This is a genomic window from Mesorhizobium sp. M1328, from assembly GCF_040318075.1.
Classification (GTDB): Bacteria; Pseudomonadota; Alphaproteobacteria; order Rhizobiales; family Rhizobiaceae; genus Mesorhizobium.
Map to the genome: position 1 here is coordinate 1 of NZ_JAMYLO010000026.1, position 19,538 is coordinate 19,538.

A 19,538-nucleotide genomic window follows, 5' to 3' on the forward strand; every position below is an offset into this window, starting at 1 on the left:
GTCGGGGGGCCCGCCCCCCTACCAACGCCCCCCTCCCCGGCCGCTGCGCGCCCACCGCCCCCCCGCTTCGCGGTGGGCGAGGAACCCAGGTCTTGAGAGGTCGGCGCGCGACCCCCTCTGTCGCCTTCGGCGACATCTCCTCCACTTGGGTCCCCTTTGGGGGGGAGATCGGCAGTTTCGCCGTCGACCCTCGCTTCCTCGCTGGTCAAAATCCTCGCGGCTTGGCACAGTCGGGCAAAGAGGAGCTTGTCCATGCCGAAGACCGCCAATGCGACGAAACCAAAACCCTGGGCCGAAATGGCGACGCATCTGGTCGATGTCGCCATGGGCCGCAAGCCCGCCGATCTCGTCATCCGCAACGGGCGCTGGGTCAACGTTCATTCGGGCGAGATCATCGCCGGCACCGACGTCGTCATCGCCGGCGGCCGCTTTGCCTATTGCGGGCCGAATGCCGGCCACGCCATCGGCCAGGGCACCAAGGTGGTCGATGCCGGCGGCCGCTATTTGGTGCCGGGGCTTTGCGACGCGCATATGCATGTCGAGAGCGGCATGGTGACAGTGACGGAATTCTGCCGCGCGGTGATTCCCCATGGCACCACATCGATGTTCATCGACCCGCATGAGATCGCCAACGTGCTCGGCCTGCCGGGTGTCCGGCTGATGCATGACGAGGCGGTCGCCATGCCGGTCAACGTGCTCGTGCAGATGCCGTCCTGCGTGCCCTCCGCCCCGGGGCTGGAGCATGCCGGCGCCGAGCTGACCGTCGCCGATGTTGCCGAGGCGATGACCTGGGAGAACATTATCGGGCTCGGCGAGGTGATGAATTTTCCCGGCGTCGCCGCCAATGATCCGGTGATGTCGGGCGAGATCGCCGCGACGGTGAGGGCCGGCAAGACCGTCGGCGGGCACTATGCCTCGCGCGATCTCGGCCTGCCGTTCCACGGCTACGTCGCCGGCGGCCCGGAGGACGACCACGAAGGCACGCGCGCCGAGGACGCCATCGCCCGCGTCCGCCAAGGCATGAAGGCGATGCTGCGGCTGGGCTCGGCCTGGTACGACGTGGCCTCGCAGATCAAGGCGGTGACCGAGAGCGGGCTCGACCCGCGCAACTTCATCCTGTGCACCGACGACAGCCATTCCGGCACGCTGGTGCATGAAGGCCACATGGACCGGGTCGTGCGCCACGCCATCAGCCAGGGCTTGAAGCCGGTGACCGCGATCCAGATGGCGACGCTCAACACCGCCCAGCATTTCCGGCTGGAGCGCGAGATCGGCTCGATCGCGCCGGGTCGGCTCGCCGATCTGCTGATCGTCTCCGACCTGGCCGAAATGACCATCGACGAGGTCTATGGCCGCGGGGTCAGGCTGGCCAAGGGCGGCAAGCTCGAAATCGACATTCCGGCCTATGATTATCCAAAGACGGCGAAGAACACCGTCAAGCTCGGCAAGAAACTCAAGGCAGGCGATTTCGACATCGCGGCACCCATGGGCGCCAACGAGGTCCGGGTGCGCGTCATCGGCGTCATCGAGAACCAGGCGCCGACGCGGGCGCTCGAGGCCGATCTTGCGGTCGAGGACGGGCTGGTCGCCATGGACCGCCGCAACGACGTTTGTCAGATCGCACTGGTCGAGCGTCACAAGGGCACCGGCGGCGTCACCAACGCCTTCGTCTCCGGCTTCGGCTATATCGGCGACTGCGCCATGGCCTCCAGCGTGGCGCACGATGCCCATCACATCATCGTCGTCGGCACCAACAAGCAGGACATGGCTCTGGCCGTGAACCGGCTGGGCGAGGTCGGCGGCGGCGTCGTGCTGTTCTCCAAGGGCAAGGAGCTGGCGCTGGTCGAAATGCCGATCGCCGGGCTGATGTCGGACGAGCGGGCGGAAATCGTCGCCGCAAAGGCGGACCAACTCAGCGACGCCATGCGCCAGATGGGCTGCTCGCTCAACAACGCCTATATGCAGCACTCGCTGCTGGCGCTGGTCGTCATCCCGGAGCTGCGGATTTCCGATGTCGGCCTGATCGACGTGACGACTTTTCAGAAGGTCGATCTGTTCGTTTAGCGCCGTCGAAATGCTGGCTCGACAAGTCGCAATTTCTCAGCTTCCCGCGATCCCTTTCAGGGGCAAATCGCGTACTCTGAAGATTAGCCGAAACATCCCTCGCTTCGTCATCCCAGGGCGGAGCAGGAGCGAAGCGACGTCGCGGAGACCCTGGGATCCATGCCGTTACATCTGTGGCACACGAAAGCGGACCAGAATTCGAGCGCCTTGTGGCACCGGCAGACATTCCAGCGATGATGACGTGCGAAGGGCAACGCGCTGTTGCTGATACAAGCTATTCCGACCGCAGCAATCTTCGGCAGGTGTAATGGCATGGATCCCAGGGTCTGCGCTCCGCTTCGCGTTCGCTCCGCCCTGGGATGACGAAGGCTTATGCTTAATCGCCAGCGTCGGCGGCGGCTTCACCCGCCGGTGGCGATGGTCAGCACCTTGAACGGCGTGGTGATGACGATTTCGGCGACCGAGCCGACGGCCTTGCCAAGGCCCTGGCCGAGATTGTCGAGCTGGGCCGGCGCGGTCTCTTCGGAGGCGAGGCCCGCCGGGGCGCGCAGGCGGTCGCCGAGCAGCTGCACCAGGAACGGGTTGTCGGCGAATTTGGCGTGGTTCAGCCGGTCGCCGCCCTTGGTCTTGGTCAGGTCGACCACCGAGACGCCATAGCTGGCGAGGTCGGCCGCGTCGCCATAGTCGCCGACGCGCGGCTTGTCGCCGGAGATCAGGGTCGACAGCCTGAGCGCCCGGTCGTCGCCCGAAAGCAGCACGGCGAACGGCTTGTCTGGCTTGCCGTAGCGGATCATCTGCTTCTTGAACACGTCGACGTCGATGTCGGGCGAGGCAAGGATGACATAGCCGAGCTTGCCGCCGAGGTCGCGCTCGCCGGTGATGGCAAGCTGGCGCAATGCTTCCATGGTCACCCAGGTTCCCATCGAGTGGGCGATGATATCGATGCTCTTGGCGCGGCTCTTGGCGAGCATGCGCAGCGTCGCTTCGAGATCGTCGCGCGCCGCATTGGCGCTTTCCTTGTCGTAGATGTAGCCGGTGGTCTTGCCGCTCGACGCCCAAGAAAACAGCACCGGCGTTCCCGGGTATTTGGTGTCGTGCGCGATCTGCGTCAGCCGGTAGATGCCGTCGTCGAAGCCGTTGTTGAAGCCGTGCACGAAAACCAGCGCGCGGTCGCCGCGCATCGCGATGTCGGCGCCGACCGCCTTGGCGAATTGCGGCGCGCCTTCGTAGAAGGTGACGCCGGTCGCCGTGAAATCCTTCGCCGGATTGCTGTTGGCCGAGCCCTTGACCCGCTCGATGGCGCCGAGCTGGTGGATTTTGGGCACCGTCACCTCGACGCTGGCAAAGCTGGTGGTCGGCGAACGGTCGCCGTCGAACACCTGCCGGGGCTCCTTCGTTGCCCTTTGCCGGGTTGTAGCGACGAAGATCTTGTGCGTCGCCGCGATATCCGAAGCAGGCACGGTGATCGTCGTCTTGTTGAGCAAGTCGTGCGTGTTCTGGCCGGCGCAGCCTGCCAGCGCGAGCGCGAACGCAACGACGAGAAAGATCTTCGAAGGCACGATCACGCGGGCTCCCGCAAAGGCGACGTCGAGCCGGAGACGTCTTGGCCTATTCGATAGAGGCAGAGGCCGGTACGGTCCAGTTCAAACTGTTCCGATGGTGCGGCAAGGGTCAACAATGACTGCTGCGCAATGCAGCTATTGTCCGACCGAGGCGATGCGGTCTGTCACCTCGCGGTCGCTGGCAAACCCGTCATCCTCGCGCAGCTTCTGGCCGATCAACTGCACCAATTCCGGATTGTCGGCGAATTTGGTGTGGTTGAAGCGGTCGGTTCCCTTGACGCTGGAGAGATCGACGACCGACACGCCATAGCTGGCGAGGTCCGCGGCGTTCTTGTAGTCGCCGACGCGCGGCCGTGCGCCGGCGATCAGGCCGGAGAGCCGCAGCGCCCGGTCGTCGTCGGAGAGCAGCAGGATGAACGGCTTGTCCGGCTTGCCGTAGCGGCGCATCTGGCTCTTGAACACGTCGACGTCGATGTCGGGCGAGGCCAGCACGACGTCGCCGAGCTTGCCGCCGAGATCGCGGTCGCCGGTGATGGCGAGTTGGCGCAGCGCCTCCATGGTGACCCAGGTCCCCAGCGAATGGGCGACGATGTCGATGCGCCGCGCGCCGGTCTGCGCCAGCATTCTCAGCGTCACTTCGAGCTGGTCGCGGGCAACGCTGGCGCTTTCCTTGTCGTAGACGTAGTCAGTGGTCTTGGCGCCCGACGCCCAGGAAAACAGCACCGGTGTGCCCGGATAGCCGGAATCATGGGTGATCTGGGTGACGCGGTAGACCGCGTCGTCGAAGCCGGTGTTGTAGCCGTGGACGAAGACCATGACGCGGCCGCCGCGCGCCGCGATGTCGGCACTGAGCGCACTGGAGAATTTCGGCTGGGTGTCGTAGCCGACGACCTCGGAAGCCATGAAGTATTTGGCCGGATCGTCCGACTTGCCGCGCGAGCGGCGCTCGATCTGGCCTGTCTTGTGGATGCCGGGGACGGTGACGTTGACGCGGGCATAGTTCAGCGTCGCCGAGCGCTCGCCGTCGAAGACCTTGTTGGGGTCGTCGGAGCGCTTGCGCGTGGTGGCGATGAAGATCGAGTGATTGCCGGCGATTTCCGTCACCGGCACCGCCATCATGGCGCTGCCGAGCAGTTCCTCGGTTTGGCGGCCGCCGCAGCCGGCGAGCAGCGCGGCAAGAACAATGATGCAAATCGTCTTCAAGGGCACTTAAGCAATTCCACTCCGGCCTAACCAAAGGCCCATCCACCTCCGCCGCACCTCCCGGACAGGCGAAGTGCGGCAGAAGTAAGTCGCAGGCGCCGAAATGCGCTCAGCGCCTAGCGACGGCCATCGCAGTGTTGCGCGAAAGCCAGAACGGCGGCAGGAAGGCCGGGATGTTGGAAAACGGCAGCACTTCCGGCTTCAGCCTTATGCCGAGCACGTCGGTCATGAAGGCGCGGCGCGCCTCGATGCGGCGCCAGGCTTCGGGATAGCGCGCGGCGATCTCTTCGCGCAGCGCCTCGTCGGCCAGCGCGATGCCGTCCTCGATGTTGGTGGTGAAGTAATCGGTGCCGGTCGCCGGAATGATGTCGACCTGCAAGGCCATGCCCGACTTCAATCTGATGTCGGAGCCGGAAAATACCGGCGAATGCATCCATTCGTCGATATGGATGAGATGGCCGGGATTGAGCGATACGCCGAAGAACGGATCGCCGATGCGGTCGTGCACCGCTTGCCACAACGCGCCGCCGGGAACACCGATGCCGACCGTCTCGTACCAGTCGACGACGGCGCAGAAATAGGGCGCGACCAGTCTCTCGACATAGTCCTGGATGCCCCTTGGAAGCTCGGCCGCGTCCTCGACCAGAAAACCGGCGCGGGCGTTGAGCGAGCCCCGGATGCCGTAGGCCATGGTGATCGGGTCGCCGCGCTTGATGATTTCGAGGCGCGGGCTTGGCAAGCCATAGGCCGCGCGCCTGCCGGCCGACAGCATCGGGTGGCAGCATTGCGGCAGGCCGTTGATGCCCATCAGCCGCGCCGCCTGCAATTCGGTCATTCCGGGTTCGATGCTTTGCAGCACATTGCGCAGGCCTTGCGAGGAATAGGTCGCGGCGAATTCGAACGCGGCCAGCTGGTCGGCCTCGTTGATGGCGCGCAGGCCGTCGGCAGGGTTCATCAAAAGGTTCGCCGCGTTGACGATCACGCCCCTATCGCCGGCAAGGCTGCGCAAAGTGTCGGCGATGAAGGACGGCAGGTCGAGCGTCGTTTCGCCAAAACCGGCATCGCCGGAGCCGAACGGCTTCCAGCCGATGGCGCCGATGCGCTGGCCGGCCTTCAGGCCGCAATCGACGAGGATGTCGGCCAGCGCTTGCGAGCGGTCGCGCGGCTGCGCCGGCAGCGAAAACGTCTGGTAGAGCACGCGCTCATACGGCCCGTCGCAGATCTCGGCATAGCCCCAGCCCTCATTGCCGACCAGCAGTTTCGGCGACTTGCCGGGAACGATGACCAGCAGCGTCTCCTCGAAGCGCGGATCGTAGCCGCAGAGATAGGCGACATTGGCCGCATGTTCGCGGTCGCCATAGACGACGAAGGCATCGAATCCGCCGCGCGCGACTAGTGCCGCGATGCGGGCCTCATAGGTGGCGCGCGTAACCAGCGGCATCACCGTCGGCTCGCCGAACTCCGGCAGCGACACGGTTTTCTGGGCCACCGATGCGACAGGCATGAACAGGCGCTCCTAGCGGCCAACGAAGTTTTGGGAACACCCTTTCGGGGTGGCCGGACAATGGCTTCGCGAGGCCGGATATGCAATAGCGGGACCGAATTCGGCTAGCCTGTGGGGTGCTCTTGCCATGACCAGTTTCTCCTCTCGCGTCGCTGCCGCCGCTGCCGCGATCCGCGAGATCTTTCCGGAAACGCCGCTGCAGGAAAACGACTATCTGTCGAAGAAGACCGGCGCGCGGGTGCTTCTGAAGCGCGAGGACCTGACGCCGGTGCGCTCCTACAAGATCCGCGGCGCCTTCAACTTCTTCCGCAAGACGCTCGCCGCCGGCAACGCTGCCGAGCTGTTCGTCTGCGCTTCGGCCGGCAATCACGCGCAGGGCTTTGCCTTCGTCTGCCGCCATTTCGGCAAAAAGGGCGTTGTCTTCATGCCGGTGACGACGCCGCAGCAGAAGATCGACAAGACGCGGCTGTTCGGCGGCGAATTCGTCGAGATCAGGCTGGTCGGCGATTTCTTCGACGACTGCTACCACGCGGCACTCGAATTCACCGAAACTGCCGGCGCACACATGGTGCCGCCTTTCGACCACAAGGACATCATCGAAGGGCAGGCGACCGTCGCCTACGAGATATCAGGCCAGATGCCCGGCGCGCGCATGGCTGATATCGTCATGCTGCCGGTCGGCGGCGGTGGCCTGGCCGCTGGCGTCACCCATTATTTCGCCGACCAGCACCGCGAGACACGTTTCGTCTTTTGCGAGCCGGCCGGCGCCCCGAGCCTGAGCGAGAGCCTTGCCGCCGGAAAGCGGATCAAGCTCGCCAAGGTCGACAATTTCGTCGACGGCGCAGCGGTGGCCGAGATCGGCCGCGAGCCGCTGCGCCACCTCAGGGAATTTGCCGCCGACACCGTGCGGCTGATCCCGGAAAACCGGCTCTGCGCAACCATGATCGAAATGCTCAATGTCGAAGGCGTCGTGCTCGAGCCGGCGGGCGCGCTGGCGATCGATGCACTCAAGGATTTTTCCAGGAAGGAAATCAGGGGCAAGACCATCGTTGCTGTGGTGTCCGGCGGCAATTTCGATTTCGAGCGGCTGCCGGATGTGAAGGAACGGGCGCTGCGCTTCGAGGGCTTGAAGAAATACTTCATCATCCGCTTTCCGCAGCGGCCCGGCGCGTTGCGCGATTTCCTCGAATTGCTTGGCCCTGACGACGACATCGCCCGCTTCGAATATCTGAAGAAATCGGCGCGCAATTTCGGTTCGGTGCTGATCGGCATCGAAACCAAGGACCGCCGCAACTTCGACCTGCTCAAGGCGAATTTCGATGCCGAGAGCGTCCATTACCAGGACATCACCGACAACGAGACGCTCGCCGGGTTCATCATATGAGCAGCAACGATCTTCCGAACACTCCGGCGAAGGTTTTTATCGCGCTGTTCTCCGGCATCAATGTCGGCGGCAACCGCATCGTCAAAATGGCGGAACTCAGGTCATTCTTCGAGCAGCTCGGCTTCTCCGATGTCGCCACCTATGTGCAGAGCGGCAACGCCGTCTTCCGGTCGCCAGAAGGCGATGCAGTCACGCTGACCAGGCAGCTCGAAGCGGAATTCGAGAAGAAATGGGGGTTCCATTCGCGCATCATGGTGCGCGATCTCGGCTGGCTCGAGCGGCTGGCGGCGGACAATCCCTATCCGGAAGTGGCCGGCGAGCCGACCAAGCTGCACGCCTATGCGCTGGAGCACCAGCCGACCGCCGAAGAGATCGCCCGGCTGGCGGAAAAATGCACCGGGCCTGAACGCTTCGAGATCAGGGGCGACGTGCTCTACCTGCATGCGCCCGACGGGCTCGGCAAATCGGTCTTTGCCAATCTCATTCCGCGCGTTCTGAAGGTGCCCGGCACGGCGCGAAACTGGCGCACCGTGCTGATGCTGCTGGAGATGGCCAACGCCGGCCGTTGATAGGTCTTCTACGCGGCCGGAGCGCGTTTCCAGTCGAATGCCAGCTCTTCACGGAAGGCGAAGCGCTTGATGTGCTCGGCGACGACCGTTTCCAGGCGCTCGAGCGAGCCGGCTTCATCGGTCGTCACTGCAATGTGCAGCGCTGCCGGGTCGGCATCGAGAACCGTGCGGCCGAGTGTCAGATCGATGGTGCCGTGGTTCGGGTCGAATTCGACGGGAAACTTGTGCGCCCAATGTTTGCACAGCTGCTGCAGATAGCGGCTGGCATGTTCGGTGGCGACGTCGACATGGCTGCTCGGCATGAATGAATTCTCCCTGGGAATGCGGACGCGAAAACCGAACCAGGGCCCTCCTACGTCCGTTCAAAATGGCGTGATCGGCTACCAGCTGCCCGTGTTCGGCATCGACGCCCACGGCTCGGCCTTCGGCTTTGCCGGACCTTTCTGCAACAGCTCGATCGAGATGCCGTCCGGCGATTTGACGAACGCCATGTTGCCGTCGCGCGGCGGCCGGTTAATGGTAACGCCATTGTCCATCAGCCGCTGGCAGGTGGCGTAGATGTCGTCGACCTCATAGGCGAGATGGCCGAAATTGCGGCCGCCCTTGTAGTCTTCCGGATCCCAATTGTAGGTCAGCTCGACCAGCGGCGCCTTCTCGGAGATGCCGCTTCGCTCGTCTTCAGGCGCGGCGAGGAAGATCAGCGTGTAGCGGCCTTGCTCGTTTTCATGGCGGCGCACTTCCTTGAGGCCAAGCTTGTTGCAGTAGAAATCGAGCGAGGCATCGATGTCGGCGACGCGGACCATGGTGTGCAGATAGCGCATGATTTCCTCCTTATGTTGCGTTGCGGCGCAACATAGGGGCGGCCCGGCCAAAGGGCAATTGGCCACGCTTGCCGGCGCCGGCAAACGGCAAATCCGCTATTCCTGTACGGAACCGTGAAAAAAGGCACGTCAGGTCTTGCACACACCGGAAGCCGCGGTGTTAATCTGATACCAAGAATCAGTTGCAGTGTTTCTTGAAAAAGGGGGCGTTCTTATGGGGGAAAAGGCCTCTTTCATGGGGCGGGACGGGGCCGGTAACGATGCGTTGAAGCGGGATGAGAGCGCCGATACGGCCGATCTCGTCGAAATCGCCGGCGCCATCAAATGGTTCGACGTGGCCAAGGGCTACGGTTTCATCCTTCCCGATGATGGTTCTTCGGGCGACATCCTCCTCCATGTGACGTGCCTTCGAAAGGACGGTTTTCAGACCGCCCTGGAAGGCGCCCGCGTCGTCTGCCTGGTCAAGCAGGGCGAGCGCGGGCTGCAGGCCTTCCGCGTGCTCTCGATGGATGTCTCCACGGCGGTGCATCCGGCGGAGATGCAGGAGCAGCGCACCCATGTCGCGGTAACGCCGGAAAGCGGCCTCGAACGGGCGCTGGTGAAATGGTTCAACCGCACCAAGGGGTTCGGCTTTCTGACCCGGGGCGAGGGCACCGAGGACATTTTCGTCCACATGGAGACGCTGCGCCGCTACGGCATCACCGAACTCCGGCCGGGCCAGGTGGTGCTGGTCCGCTTCGGACGCGGCGACAAAGGCCTTATGGCTGCCGAAATTCATCCCGATATGGGTACCTTGCCGGTCTCGCATTAGTTCCGGCCGAGGATTTCATATGGCTCACAGGAACCGGCTGACGGCGGGCGCGCTCTGCGCCGGGATTTTCCTCATCGTCGCCACAAGTGCGTTCTTCTATTTTCAGCAACCGAGTTCGGCCGACGGCAAGGCGATGATCCTTCCCATCGACCCGGCGCCGCTTGTCGCGGTGACGAAGGCCGGCGAGCGTTCTTTTTCCGTCGAAATTGCCGACACGCCCGCCGAGCGCGAGGCCGGCCTGATGTTCCGCCGCCACATGGCGGACAATCACGGCATGCTGTTCGTGTTTGGTATGCCGCAGGATGTGAGCTTCTGGATGAAGAACACGCCGTTGCCGCTCGACCTGATCTTCGTCGGCCAGGACGGCCGGATCCGGGCGATCAGGCAAGGCGAGCCGCAGTCGGAGGCGATCATCTCGCCGGACGAGCCAGTGCGCTTCGTACTCGAGCTCAAGGCAGGCACCGCCGCCAAAAAGGGCCTTAAGGACGGCGACCTGCTGCGCCATCCTGCCATCGGCACGGCGCCCGGGCCGGCCGTGCCGCCGCTCCACAAGGGCGATGCGCCGAATGTCGATTCCGACTGAACGGGCAGGATCTTCGGCCGATGCAGTTCTTCTCCCATGACGGTTTCGACCTTGCTTTCCTTGACCGCCAGCCGGCATCGGGGCAGGGCGATCCGGTGCTGATGATCCACGGCTTTGCCTCGAGCCATTACGTCAACTGGGTGTCGCCCGGCTGGTTCAAGACGCTGAACGACGCCGGCTACCGCGCGATCGCCTTTGACAATCGCGGCCATGGCTCGTCGTCGAAAAGCTATGACGAAGCGGACTACACGCCGGCAAAAATGGCGTCCGACGCGGCAGCGCTTTTGAACCATCTCGGCATCGAACGCGCCCATGTCATGGGTTACTCGATGGGCGCGCGCATATCGGCGTTCCTGGCGCTCTCCGACCCGGACAAGGTGGCGACGCTGGTCTTCGGCGGTCTCGGCATCGGCATGGTCGACGGCGTCGGCGACTGGGATCCGATAGCCGACGCCCTTCTGGCCGAGGACCCGGCAGGCACCAGCGACCCGCGCGGCCGCTCGTTCCGTGCCTTCGCCGACCAGACCCGCAGCGATCGCCGGGCGCTCGCCGCCTGCATCGCCACCTCGCGCGAATTGCTGAGCGAGGCCGACATTGCCCGCATTGCCCAGCCGACGCTGATCGCCGTCGGCACCAAGGACGACATCGGTGGCTCGCCGGATGAGCTTGCCGCCTTGATGCCCAACGCCAGGGCTTTTCACATCGAGGGCCGCGACCATATGCTGGCCGTCGGCGACAAGACCTTCAAGCAGCGTGTGTTGGAGTTTTATGCCGAAAATCCGCTGTGAACTGGCGACAGGTGCATTGCCACCATTGGGAAAGCGCGCTGTCGGGCGCGATCGCAACAGGCAGCTAGTGGTGAAAGCCTGACGCATGGTACCAGAAACTCAACTACCGCTCAGGGTGGAAAGCTGATATTCGCTTCGTTAGGGTTAAGGCATGACGTTCGACCCACTACTGATCACCCTCATTGCGCCAGCGGTCCTAATCGTCGGCTCCGCTATTGGTTTGCGGTTTGGGCTTCCCCTCTGGATCGCCCTCTCCATGACCGGGATTGTTCTGGCTGTGGGCGGATATGTTCTTCGTGGGGGTGTTAATCAAAGCTGCCTCATCGACGAGAGCGAGTGCGTTGGCGCAACAGCTACCGCCTATGTCATTTCGGCATTCTGGTTCGTGGCCGTTGTAATACTAATGGTCAGTGCGGCCCGGAACATGCGAAAACATAGCGGGCGCGCAACACGCAAGCCTTGAGGGTCCGCAAAGGGTCGAACCCTGCCACTAGAACCTGTCCGAGTCATGCCTCAAGCGCTTCGATCGACCGCGCCATGTTCTGCCTGGCCTGTGCTTCGAACCGCTGCCGGAACTCCTCGGTGTGAAAGATATGCGGGCGGGCGAGGAAACTCTTCAGAACAGCACTGCGGCCGGCACGCCACATCGGCTCTTCCACCCAGCCATATTCACGGCGAACCGCCTGTTCATAGGCATCGAAGGCGTCAGGCGTCGCACCCAGGATCGCCAGGTCCATGTCGAGGAACAGCGCTGCGTCGCGGACGGCATTGCCGTCGCCAAAGTGCGGCAACTCATGCGTGGCGGTGGCGATGATCATCGCCGTAATGCGGCCGACGCGCTGCTCATCCGTGCGGCCGGCGAGCTTTTTCTCGGCAAGGGCGGCGCTCTTGGCTTCGTTGTCCTTGGCGCGGCTGTCGTAGATCGCGTCGTGAAACCAGATCGCTGCTTCGACTGCTTCAGGATCATGCAGCAACGCCTTGTAATCATTGGCCAGCGCCAGCATCGCCTCGATGTGGCCAAGGTCGTGGTAGTGGCGATCTTCGGCCTCATAGAGCGCGGAAAGCTCGCGCTTCAGCGTCTCGTCGATCAAGGTTGCGTTTTCCATGGCTGCTTGAAATTCCGCCAACCAAATCCATTTGACGAAGCACTAAGGAAAATTGAGTTCACCCGTGCTATGATCTGGCTTATAGGTGCGGCCGGAGAATAGGCAAGCCGCCAACCGAGACATTGGATGGCCGAGACATTGGATGGCCGGAGACATCAGATGAACAGCGTTACGATTTCCCGTCCCACCAGGGTGCAGCCGGTAGATCCGATCTGGCGTTCGATCCGCGACGAAGCGATGGAAGCGGTCAACCGCGATCCGCTGCTGGCGGCGTTCCTCTATTCGACCATCCTCAATCAGGAAAATCTGGAAGAAGCGGTCATTCACCGGCTGGCCGAGCGCCTCGCCCACCAGGACATCGGCTCCGACCTCATTCGCCAGACGTTCAAGGCGATGGCGGCCGACGACAAGGACTGGTCGACGACGGTGCGCGTCGACATCCAGGCCTATTACGACCGCGATCCGGCCTGCGACCGCTTCATCATGCCGGTGCTCTACTTCAAGGGTTTTCATGCCATCCAGACGCACCGGCTGGCGCATTGGCTGTGGAACCAGGGCCGCCAGGATTTCGCACTGTATCTGCAGAGCCGGTCGTCCTCGGTGTTCCAGACCGACATCAACCCGGCCGCCCGCATCGGCAAGGGCATCTTCCTCGACCACGCCACCGGCCTCGTCGTCGGCCAGACGGCGGTGATCGAGGACGACGTGTCGATCCTGCACGGCGTGACGCTGGGCGGCACCGGCAAGGCCGGCGGCGACCGCCATCCCAAGATCCGCTACGGCGTGCTGATCGGCGCCGGCGCCAAGATCCTCGGCAACATCGAGATCGGCCATTGCTCGAAGATCGCGGCCGGCTCGGTGGTGCTGTCGCCGGTGCCGCACAACAAGACGGTTGCCGGCGTGCCGGCCCGCGTCGTCGGCGAGACCGGCTGCGACCAGCCTTCGCGGCAGATGGACCAGCTGTTGCCATCGCAGACGATGGACCACGTCGTCAGCTTCGACATCTGAGCGCTCGGGCAGGGGCTTGGGCAAGGGCTTGTCGCGTCGGACCAACGATGTCGGCGCCGCCCCTCATCTGCCTGCCGGCATCTTCTCCCCGTATAGTGACGGGGAGAAGGGGCTGACCGTAGCGTCGGCGCCCTTTCAGCAACGCTGGAGATTGGCGAAATCCTTTGTGAAGGCGTTCCTTCTCCCCGTCACTATACGGGGAGAAGTGCCCGGCAGGGCGATGAGGGGCGGCGCCGACTTGAGGCGATTGCCCGTCTTCTCTCGTCGGCTTTGCCTTTACATGGTCATTGTCGACGTGTCAGAAGCGCGCTCAAACGAGCAAGCGACGATCGGAGAAGACTGTTGAAGCCGGACGAAATCAGAAAGCTGGACGCCTATTTCAAGCGCACCTTCCAGAACCCCAAACTCGAAGTGAAGGCGCGGCCGCGCAAGGAAGATTCGGCCGAGGTCTATGTCGGCGACGAGTTCCTCGGCATCGTCTTCAAGGACGAGGACGACGGCGACTATAATTTCTCGATGGCGATCCTCGACATCGATCTGGCCTGAGCCGGGAATTTAGCTGGCCGGACCTGCTTGTTGCAGGCGGGACCGCCTGACGGAGCGCAAACCTCGGAGACTGGCTGGAGCATCCCTCCCTTCGTCATCCCAGGGCGGAGCAACGAGCGAAGCGACGCGGCGCAGACCCTGGGATCCATGCCGTTACCTCGCGGCAGTGCTCCGTTCTGACCAGAATCGAATGCTTCTTGGCACCGGCTGAGCGTCCTCTACCAACCAGTCCCGCGAAAAAGTTCGAACCACTCTGGATTGGTCTTCTCGATCAGCTCGATCTTCCACCGGCGTGGCCAGCGCTTCAGCGACTTCTCGCGCTGGATGGCGTTGCGAATGTCGAAATGTTCCTCGTACCAGACCAGACGCTGTACGCCGTAGCGGCTGGTGAAGCGCGAGCCTTCGCCAGATTTGTGCTCCGGCATGCGGCGGCCGAGGTCGTTGGTGACACCGATGTAGATCGTGCCGCGCTTCTGGCTTGCAGTCATGTAGGCATAGCCGGTCATGGCTGAAGGGTAGTAGGCATTGTTGCGTACGCAAGCACCGTTCTGAGCCGCTGCATTCTTCGACTGGCGTAACGGCATGGATCCTAGGGTCTCCGCGACGTCGCTTCGCTCCTGCTCCGCCCTAGGATGACGAAGGCGTGGTGGGCCTACAGCTAATCGCAAACCCTGGAGATTGGTAGCCCGATTGGCGGGGCTCCAGCCCAAAGCCCTTCAGGGCCGGTCAAAGGACCAAGCCCTAACGCCCAGTCTTCAGCACACGCGCTGCCTCGCCCGAAATCGCCGCGTCGAGCGCCTGCCAGTCGCCGAGGAATTCCCGGGGGGCGGTAGGTGAGGCTGAGATTGTCGCCGACCAGGATGTCGCGCTCGCAGGGCGCCAGCGATTCGTCCGCGCTCGGGCCGCTCAGGCAGCGGGCGACGAACGGATCCCTGCCGGGGCGGTCGGCGACCGCCAGCACTTCGTTGAGATAGCCTGATTTTTCGCTGAAGGCGTAAAGCGTGGTGCCGCCAGGGCCGGGCGTACCCGGCTTGGCGATCAGCGCGCTGTAAATCGGCGCGAAGCGGCCGCTCATGTCGCGCGACATCATCTGCGGCTCGAACGACAGGAAGACGATGTCCTTGCTGGGTCCGGTGTGATTGAAGTCGTTGCGGGCAGCCTCGCTGTAGCCGTCCATCTCGGGATAGCGCAGGTAGAGGTCGAGCCGCGAGGCGATGCCGTCGCGCCGGGCCTGGGCAAAGCGGATGACATTGGCCGGCACGGCGATGATGTTGTTGCCGATGACGACCTCGTAGACCGTGGTGTCGTCGGTGTACCCGGCCATGGCGATCGAGCGGCCGAACCATTTGCCGCCGAGGCTGATCGCCACCGAAAGCAGCGCCAGCGTCGCGAACGCATAAAACACCCGCTTCATCAGCGTCGAATCGACGACGCTGAGTTGCGGGCCCTCTGTGGCGGCTGCCTGCTTCATCGCGATCCTCGTTTGCCGTCCCGCCGGGTGTGCCTGGGCGGCACATCTCGGCGCGGCACGGCTCTTGCTTCGCAGCTTTTGCAGGCGACTGTGCGATTTCATGGTAAACGGAAGGTAAAGATGGGCCCGGTCGAACAAATCATCTTCAGTTTTATGGCTGGGCTGACGGCTTGCGGCCTGGCCGGATCGGCGATGGAGCTGATCGCCGGCCGTAGGCTTGCCTTCGTCCAGCCCTATGTATCGTCGAAGCACATGCTGCGCTCGCTCGCCGCGACGGCTTGCGCCGGGCCGCTGATGTTCGTCAACGAGGCGCTGGACGCCTGGCGCGAGCGTCGCATCTCGGTGCTGGGGCTGATCTCCTGCGGCTGTACCGCAACCATCTGGGCGCTGGCGCTGGGCATGGTGGTGATCGCCATTGCGTCCTGGGCGGCTTCGCTTCTAGGGTCTGGCAGCTTGTCGGTGTGAGACGATCTGGAGACAGCAATGCCGATCTACGCGATTGACGGAAAAGCGCCCGCCTTCGAGGACCCCGACAGCAACTGGATCGCGCCCGACGCCACTCTGATCGGCAATATCAGGATCGGCCGCAATGCCGGCTTCTGGTTCAGCGTCGTCGTCCGCGGCGACGACGAGCCGATCGTCATCGGCGCCGACACAAACGTGCAGGAGCACACAATCATGCACACCGACGCCGGCTTTCCGCTGACCGTCGGCCAAGGCTGCACGATCGGCCACCGTGCCCTGCTGCATGGCTGCACGATCGGCGACAACAGCCTGATCGGCATGGGCGCCATCGTTCTGAACGGCGCGAAGATCGGCAACAACTCGATGGTCGGCGCCGGTGCGCTGGTCACCGAAGGCAAGAAATTTCCCGACAATTCGCTGATCGTCGGCTCGCCCGCGCGCGTCGTCAGGATGCTCGACGAGGCCGCAATCGCCAGGCTGCGCGCCTCGGCCGCGCACTATGTGGCAAACGGCAGGCGGTTCAGGGCGGGGTTGAAGGAAGAACAATCGGCGATGCCCATGAAATAACGGAGCCGGGCCTTAGGATACCGAAAGCATAGCCCCTCCAAGTCAAACCGGCTGGGCGGTCGGCCGGAACAAGATCTCGTTGATATCGACGTCGTCGGGCTCGTTGATCGCGAAGGCGACCGTGCGGGCAAACGTATCTGGCCCCACGGCGATCTTGCTCACGAAGTCCCTGGTGCCCTGTTGGATATCCTGCTCGCTGATATGCTCGAGCAACTCTGTGCTGACAGCGCCCGGCGAGATCACCGTAGTCCGGATATTGTAGGGCTTCACCTCTTTCCGCAGACCCTCGGACAGCGCACGCACGGCGAACTTGGTGGCGCAATAGACTGCCGCACCCGGGTCGACCACATGGCCGTAGACGGACGAGACATTGATAATGTGCCCCGATCGCTGCTCCTTCATGTACGGAAGCGCGGCCGCGATGCCGTAAAGGACGCCCTTGATGTTGACGTCGATCATCCGGTCCCATTCGTCGACCTTGAGCCGTTCGAGCGGGGCTAACGGCATGAGGCCCGCATTGTTCAGCATCACGTCGATGCGGCCGAATTCCCGGACCGCCGTGTTCACCAGGTTCTGGACCTGGCCGGCGTCGGTGACGTCCGTTGTAACGGCCTTGGCCTTGAGCCCAGCGGCGGTCAGTTCCTGGACAAGGGCGTCGATGCGGTGTGACCGGCGTGCACCCAGCACCACGGAAGCGCCTCGTGCGGCAAGATGGCGTGCCGTCGCTTCACCGAGGCCACTGCTGGCACCGGTGATGACGACGACCTTGTTCTCGATTCCTTCGGACATGAGATTCTCCTAGACAAGAATTGAAAGAGTTCAGGTGCGGGGGCCGGCCGAGGCGGCGAGCAAGGCCGAGCCCGTGAGCAGGACCGCGGCGAGAAGGAAGGCGCTCCACCAGCCGGCCACGTCGAACAGCAGGCCTCCTGCAATAGCGCCGCCCGCGATCGCGAACTGGATCAGGGCGACCTGGAGTCCGCCCCCGGCCTCCAGGTCTTCAGGGATGAGCGTGGTCATCCAGGTGTTCCACGCCACCGGGATCGGGGTCGCGAACAGTCCCCAAAGAACCAGCAGGCCGGCCGTAGCGCGTGCATACGGTCCAAAGGCAATCAGCAGTAGAGCGAAGACCGCGATTGCACTCGGCAGCCCGATCAGCACGGCTGTGAGGTGCCGCCGGAGTATGAGGCCGACGATCGACAGTCCCGCCAGGCCACCGAGGCCGACGCCCAATAGAGCCATTGAGAGGGTGTTCACCTCAAGGCCCGTCACGTTTTCCAGAAACGGCCGCAGATAGATCGAGAGCGCGTTCTGCCCGATGAAAGCGAGCCCGGTCGCGCCCATGCCGATGGCGAATCTGCGATTCCGCAGCAGGCCGAACATGCTCGACACCGAGGCGGCCTCCATCGGTGGCATCTTCGGGAGAACGGCCAACTGCCACACGAGCGCCGCAAAGCCGATGGGGACAGTGACGAAAAAGGTCCCCCGCCATCCGATCAGCGATCCGAGGAAGCTGCCGACAGGCGCGGCGATCACCAATGCGAAGGCAGTGCCACCCTGGAGCAAGGCAATGGCCTTGGGCAGGTCGGGTCCCGCGGCCAGGCGGGCCAGAATGGCCGTCGACAGTGACCAGAAACCGCCGATCGCGATGCCGACCAACGCCCGCCCGGCCAGGAAGACCAGGAAGTTGGGAGCAAGCGCCACCGCCAGGCTCGATACCGCCAGCACTGCCGTATAGAGCAGAACCACCGTCCGTCGATCGACGTTTCGCAAGAGCGAGTTGCCGAAGAGGCTGGTAACCACGGCGAAGAATCCGGACACCGCGATTGCCTGGCCTGCCTGACCCTCTGAGACGGCCAGATCCTGAGCGATCGGGGTGAGCAGGCTGACCGGCAGGAACTCCAGTCCGACCAGAAGGAAGGTCAGCAGCGACAGGCAGACCACCGCAGACCATGGGGTCGTCCCGCCGTCAGCAGCGGCGGCCTCGTCCAGCGCGAGTTCAAAAGTCATAAGGCAGTCTCCTGTCCGTTCGCGAACTAAGTAGTCGGGCTGGTCAAATGCGACTAGCGGGTATAATTTTGATGTGGTTGTGAATGAGGCTCATCAATGCCACGCGACGAGTTCGCCGAAATGCGCGCGTTCCTGGAGATCACCCGGACGCGGAGCTTCACCCGAGCAGCCGCCAAGCTCGGCGTCACTCCTTCGGCTCTTAGCCACACCATCAAGTCGCTGGAGTCGCGGCTTGGCGTTCGTCTTCTGTCTCGCACCACGCGCGACGTGGCCCCGACGGCGGCCGGTCAACGCCTCAAGGAAGGCATCGAACCGCATTTCGAAGGGATCGCGGCTGAGGTCAGCGCTCTCGGCGTCCTGCGCGACAGGCCGTCCGGCAACATTCGCCTGGTGTGCACCGACGATTCGGTCGACATTGTCTTCCGCGCCCGGCTGCCAAAGTTCCTGAGCGACTTCCCCGATATCAATGTCGAGCTGGTGGTCGATAACGCCTTCACCAACATCGTCGAGCGCCAGTTCGATGCCGGCGTGCGGCTGGGCGAGTCCATTGCCCGGGATATGGTAGCCGTGCGCATCGGAGCGGACGTGACCTACACTGTGGTCGGCTCACCCCATTACTTCGCCCACCGGACACCGCCGGAGACGCCGCAGCAGCTGACCGACCATAACTGCATCAACTACAGGCTGCCGACGTCAGGATCGGTCTATGCGTGGGAATTGCGGGAAGGCGCGCGCGAGTTCAGCGCTCGGGTCGAGGGGCAACTGACGCTTAACAACATGGGGCCGGCGATCCAGGCCGCGCTTGACGGTGTGGGCTTGGCCTATCTACCGCGCGAACTCGTCCTTCTACACATTGAGAGTGGCCTTCTCCAGGAAGTCCTGACCAAATGGTGCCCGACGTTCCAGGGTTACCACCTGTACTATCCAAGCCGACGCCATCCCTCTCCGGCGTTTTCCGCCTTTGTCGACGCGTTCCGTATCAGGGGCAAGTAACAGCGTTTCGACGGCGAACGACAGCTAGGTATCGCACAAACGGTCGTGCGACAGCTTGGATGACGAAGCGCGGTTGGAGGCAAAGC

General features: G+C 63.5%; 20 protein-coding genes and 1 pseudogene. 11 read left to right on the plus strand and 10 right to left on the minus strand.

What is annotated here, in order from left to right:
* Positions 1-252: 252 nt before the first annotated feature.
* A complete protein-coding gene (ade, locus tag NKH23_RS29995) occupies positions 253-2,064 on the plus strand; it encodes an adenine deaminase (RefSeq protein ID WP_353027315.1) in 1,812 nt (603 codons plus the stop codon).
* A gap of 401 nt (positions 2,065-2,465) precedes the next feature.
* Here the strand turns inward: ade and NKH23_RS30000 are convergent, their stop codons facing one another.
* From NKH23_RS30000 to NKH23_RS30010, 3 genes are all read right to left on the minus strand, one after another.
* The gene (locus NKH23_RS30000; RefSeq protein WP_352720709.1) at positions 2,466-3,629 is read right to left on the minus strand and encodes an alpha/beta hydrolase; all 1,164 of its coding nucleotides are present in this window, start codon (positions 3,627-3,629) and stop codon (positions 2,466-2,468) included.
* Positions 3,630-3,761: 132 nt separating this feature from the next.
* Complete coding sequence (locus NKH23_RS30005; protein ID WP_352451120.1) at positions 3,762-4,835, minus strand: alpha/beta hydrolase; 1,074 nt, start codon at positions 4,833-4,835, stop codon at positions 3,762-3,764.
* Between the two features lie 103 nt (positions 4,836-4,938).
* On the minus strand, positions 4,939-6,333 hold the full coding sequence (locus NKH23_RS30010) for a hypothetical protein (protein ID WP_352720710.1): 1,395 nt from the start codon (positions 6,331-6,333) through the stop codon (positions 4,939-4,941).
* Between the two features lie 127 nt (positions 6,334-6,460).
* Between NKH23_RS30010 and ilvA the strand changes: the two genes are divergently transcribed.
* Positions 6,461-7,717, plus strand: coding sequence for a threonine ammonia-lyase IlvA (gene ilvA / locus NKH23_RS30015; RefSeq protein WP_352720712.1), 1,257 nt, complete (start codon positions 6,461-6,463; stop codon positions 7,715-7,717).
* On the plus strand, positions 7,714-8,286 hold the full coding sequence (locus NKH23_RS30020) for a DUF1697 domain-containing protein (RefSeq protein ID WP_352720714.1): 573 nt from the start codon (positions 7,714-7,716) through the stop codon (positions 8,284-8,286). Before ilvA ends, NKH23_RS30020 begins: the two co-directional genes overlap by 4 nt.
* Before the next feature lie 8 nt (positions 8,287-8,294).
* Here the strand turns inward: NKH23_RS30020 and NKH23_RS30025 are convergent, their stop codons facing one another.
* Positions 8,295-8,588 carry a DUF2218 domain-containing protein gene (locus NKH23_RS30025; protein WP_292664826.1) on the minus strand — a complete coding sequence of 98 codons (294 nt, stop codon included), beginning with the start codon at positions 8,586-8,588 and terminating at the stop codon, positions 8,295-8,297.
* A 78-nt stretch (positions 8,589-8,666) separates the two neighbouring features.
* The gene (gene gloA / locus NKH23_RS30030; protein WP_352720717.1) at positions 8,667-9,107 is read right to left on the minus strand and encodes a lactoylglutathione lyase; all 441 of its coding nucleotides are present in this window, start codon (positions 9,105-9,107) and stop codon (positions 8,667-8,669) included.
* Between the two features lie 214 nt (positions 9,108-9,321).
* On the opposite strand from gloA, the gene NKH23_RS30035 reads away from it, so the two are divergent.
* From NKH23_RS30035 to NKH23_RS30045, 3 genes are read left to right on the plus strand one after another with little or no spacing between them, the layout of a single operon-like run.
* Positions 9,322-9,918 (plus strand): cold-shock protein, encoded by a 597-nt coding sequence (locus tag NKH23_RS30035; RefSeq protein ID WP_502903730.1) that lies wholly within the window; start codon positions 9,322-9,324, stop codon positions 9,916-9,918.
* 19 nt (positions 9,919-9,937) lie between these two features.
* A complete protein-coding gene (locus NKH23_RS30040; protein ID WP_352720720.1) occupies positions 9,938-10,501 on the plus strand; it encodes a DUF192 domain-containing protein in 564 nt (187 codons plus the stop codon).
* Positions 10,502-10,521: 20 nt separating this feature from the next.
* A complete protein-coding gene (locus NKH23_RS30045; protein WP_352720722.1) occupies positions 10,522-11,289 on the plus strand; it encodes an alpha/beta fold hydrolase in 768 nt (255 codons plus the stop codon).
* Between the two features lie 506 nt (positions 11,290-11,795).
* On the opposite strand, the gene NKH23_RS30050 is transcribed toward NKH23_RS30045, so the two are convergent.
* Positions 11,796-12,395 carry an HD domain-containing protein gene (locus NKH23_RS30050; RefSeq protein WP_352720724.1) on the minus strand — a complete coding sequence of 200 codons (600 nt, stop codon included), beginning with the start codon at positions 12,393-12,395 and terminating at the stop codon, positions 11,796-11,798.
* Between the two features lie 159 nt (positions 12,396-12,554).
* Here NKH23_RS30050 and cysE point away from each other — a divergent pair, with 159 nt between their 5' ends.
* Both cysE and NKH23_RS30060 read left to right on the plus strand, forming a co-directional pair.
* Entirely contained in the window at positions 12,555-13,403 is an 849-nt protein-coding gene (gene cysE / locus NKH23_RS30055; RefSeq protein ID WP_023717455.1) for a serine O-acetyltransferase, read from the plus strand.
* A gap of 342 nt (positions 13,404-13,745) precedes the next feature.
* Positions 13,746-13,949 (plus strand): DUF3126 family protein, encoded by a 204-nt coding sequence (locus tag NKH23_RS30060; RefSeq protein WP_023674799.1) that lies wholly within the window; start codon positions 13,746-13,748, stop codon positions 13,947-13,949.
* Positions 13,950-14,167: 218 nt separating this feature from the next.
* Here the strand turns inward: NKH23_RS30060 and NKH23_RS30065 are convergent, their stop codons facing one another.
* Together NKH23_RS30065 and NKH23_RS30070 are read right to left on the minus strand one after the other, a co-directional pair.
* Positions 14,168-14,455, minus strand: a complete 288-nt coding sequence (locus NKH23_RS30065) for a GIY-YIG nuclease family protein (RefSeq protein ID WP_352915922.1) — start codon at positions 14,453-14,455, stop codon at positions 14,168-14,170.
* Between the two features lie 235 nt (positions 14,456-14,690).
* A pseudogene (locus NKH23_RS30070) lies at positions 14,691-15,420 on the minus strand (hypothetical protein).
* A 120-nt stretch (positions 15,421-15,540) separates the two neighbouring features.
* On the opposite strand from NKH23_RS30070, the gene NKH23_RS30075 reads away from it, so the two are divergent.
* Together NKH23_RS30075 and NKH23_RS30080 are read left to right on the plus strand one after the other, a co-directional pair.
* Positions 15,541-15,885, plus strand: coding sequence for a DUF6949 family protein (locus NKH23_RS30075; protein ID WP_352720728.1), 345 nt, complete (start codon positions 15,541-15,543; stop codon positions 15,883-15,885).
* A gap of 18 nt (positions 15,886-15,903) precedes the next feature.
* Positions 15,904-16,452: a gamma carbonic anhydrase family protein gene (locus NKH23_RS30080; protein ID WP_352720730.1), complete on the plus strand. Its 549-nt coding sequence runs from the start codon at positions 15,904-15,906 to the stop codon at positions 16,450-16,452.
* A gap of 42 nt (positions 16,453-16,494) precedes the next feature.
* On the opposite strand, the gene NKH23_RS30085 is transcribed toward NKH23_RS30080, so the two are convergent.
* Both NKH23_RS30085 and NKH23_RS30090 read right to left on the minus strand, forming a co-directional pair.
* Positions 16,495-17,241: an SDR family oxidoreductase gene (locus NKH23_RS30085; RefSeq protein WP_352915909.1), complete on the minus strand. Its 747-nt coding sequence runs from the start codon at positions 17,239-17,241 to the stop codon at positions 16,495-16,497.
* 30 nt (positions 17,242-17,271) lie between these two features.
* Positions 17,272-18,459 (minus strand): MFS transporter, encoded by a 1,188-nt coding sequence (locus NKH23_RS30090; protein WP_352979177.1) that lies wholly within the window; start codon positions 18,457-18,459, stop codon positions 17,272-17,274.
* 96 nt (positions 18,460-18,555) lie between these two features.
* On the opposite strand from NKH23_RS30090, the gene NKH23_RS30095 reads away from it, so the two are divergent.
* Complete coding sequence (locus NKH23_RS30095; protein WP_352720737.1) at positions 18,556-19,452, plus strand: LysR family transcriptional regulator; 897 nt, start codon at positions 18,556-18,558, stop codon at positions 19,450-19,452.
* Positions 19,453-19,538: the final 86 nt, after the last annotated feature.

Excerpts from the sequence above, each read along its gene's own strand:
- ade (WP_353027315.1), top strand. The coding sequence starts at position 253 with ATGCCGAAGACCGCCAATGCGACGAAACCAAAACCCTGGGCCGAAATG.
- NKH23_RS30010 (WP_352720710.1), bottom strand. The coding sequence starts at position 6,333 with ATGCCTGTCGCATCGGTGGCCCAGAAAACCGTGTCGCTGCCGGAGTTC.
- ilvA (WP_352720712.1), top strand. The coding sequence starts at position 6,461 with ATGACCAGTTTCTCCTCTCGCGTCGCTGCCGCCGCTGCCGCGATCCGC.
- NKH23_RS30020 (WP_352720714.1), top strand. The coding sequence starts at position 7,714 with ATGAGCAGCAACGATCTTCCGAACACTCCGGCGAAGGTTTTTATCGCG.
- NKH23_RS30025 (WP_292664826.1), bottom strand. The coding sequence starts at position 8,588 with ATGCCGAGCAGCCATGTCGACGTCGCCACCGAACATGCCAGCCGCTAT.
- gloA (WP_352720717.1), bottom strand. The coding sequence starts at position 9,107 with ATGCGCTATCTGCACACCATGGTCCGCGTCGCCGACATCGATGCCTCG.
- NKH23_RS30035 (WP_502903730.1), top strand. The coding sequence starts at position 9,322 with ATGGGGGAAAAGGCCTCTTTCATGGGGCGGGACGGGGCCGGTAACGAT.
- NKH23_RS30040 (WP_352720720.1), top strand. The coding sequence starts at position 9,938 with ATGGCTCACAGGAACCGGCTGACGGCGGGCGCGCTCTGCGCCGGGATT.
- NKH23_RS30045 (WP_352720722.1), top strand. The coding sequence starts at position 10,522 with ATGCAGTTCTTCTCCCATGACGGTTTCGACCTTGCTTTCCTTGACCGC.
- NKH23_RS30050 (WP_352720724.1), bottom strand. The coding sequence starts at position 12,395 with ATGGAAAACGCAACCTTGATCGACGAGACGCTGAAGCGCGAGCTTTCC.
- cysE (WP_023717455.1), top strand. The coding sequence starts at position 12,555 with ATGAACAGCGTTACGATTTCCCGTCCCACCAGGGTGCAGCCGGTAGAT.
- NKH23_RS30065 (WP_352915922.1), bottom strand. The coding sequence starts at position 14,455 with ATGACCGGCTATGCCTACATGACTGCAAGCCAGAAGCGCGGCACGATC.
- NKH23_RS30075 (WP_352720728.1), top strand. The coding sequence starts at position 15,541 with ATGGGCCCGGTCGAACAAATCATCTTCAGTTTTATGGCTGGGCTGACG.
- NKH23_RS30080 (WP_352720730.1), top strand. The coding sequence starts at position 15,904 with ATGCCGATCTACGCGATTGACGGAAAAGCGCCCGCCTTCGAGGACCCC.
- NKH23_RS30085 (WP_352915909.1), bottom strand. The coding sequence starts at position 17,241 with ATGTCCGAAGGAATCGAGAACAAGGTCGTCGTCATCACCGGTGCCAGC.
- NKH23_RS30090 (WP_352979177.1), bottom strand. The coding sequence starts at position 18,459 with ATGACTTTTGAACTCGCGCTGGACGAGGCCGCCGCTGCTGACGGCGGG.
- NKH23_RS30095 (WP_352720737.1), top strand. The coding sequence starts at position 18,556 with ATGCCACGCGACGAGTTCGCCGAAATGCGCGCGTTCCTGGAGATCACC.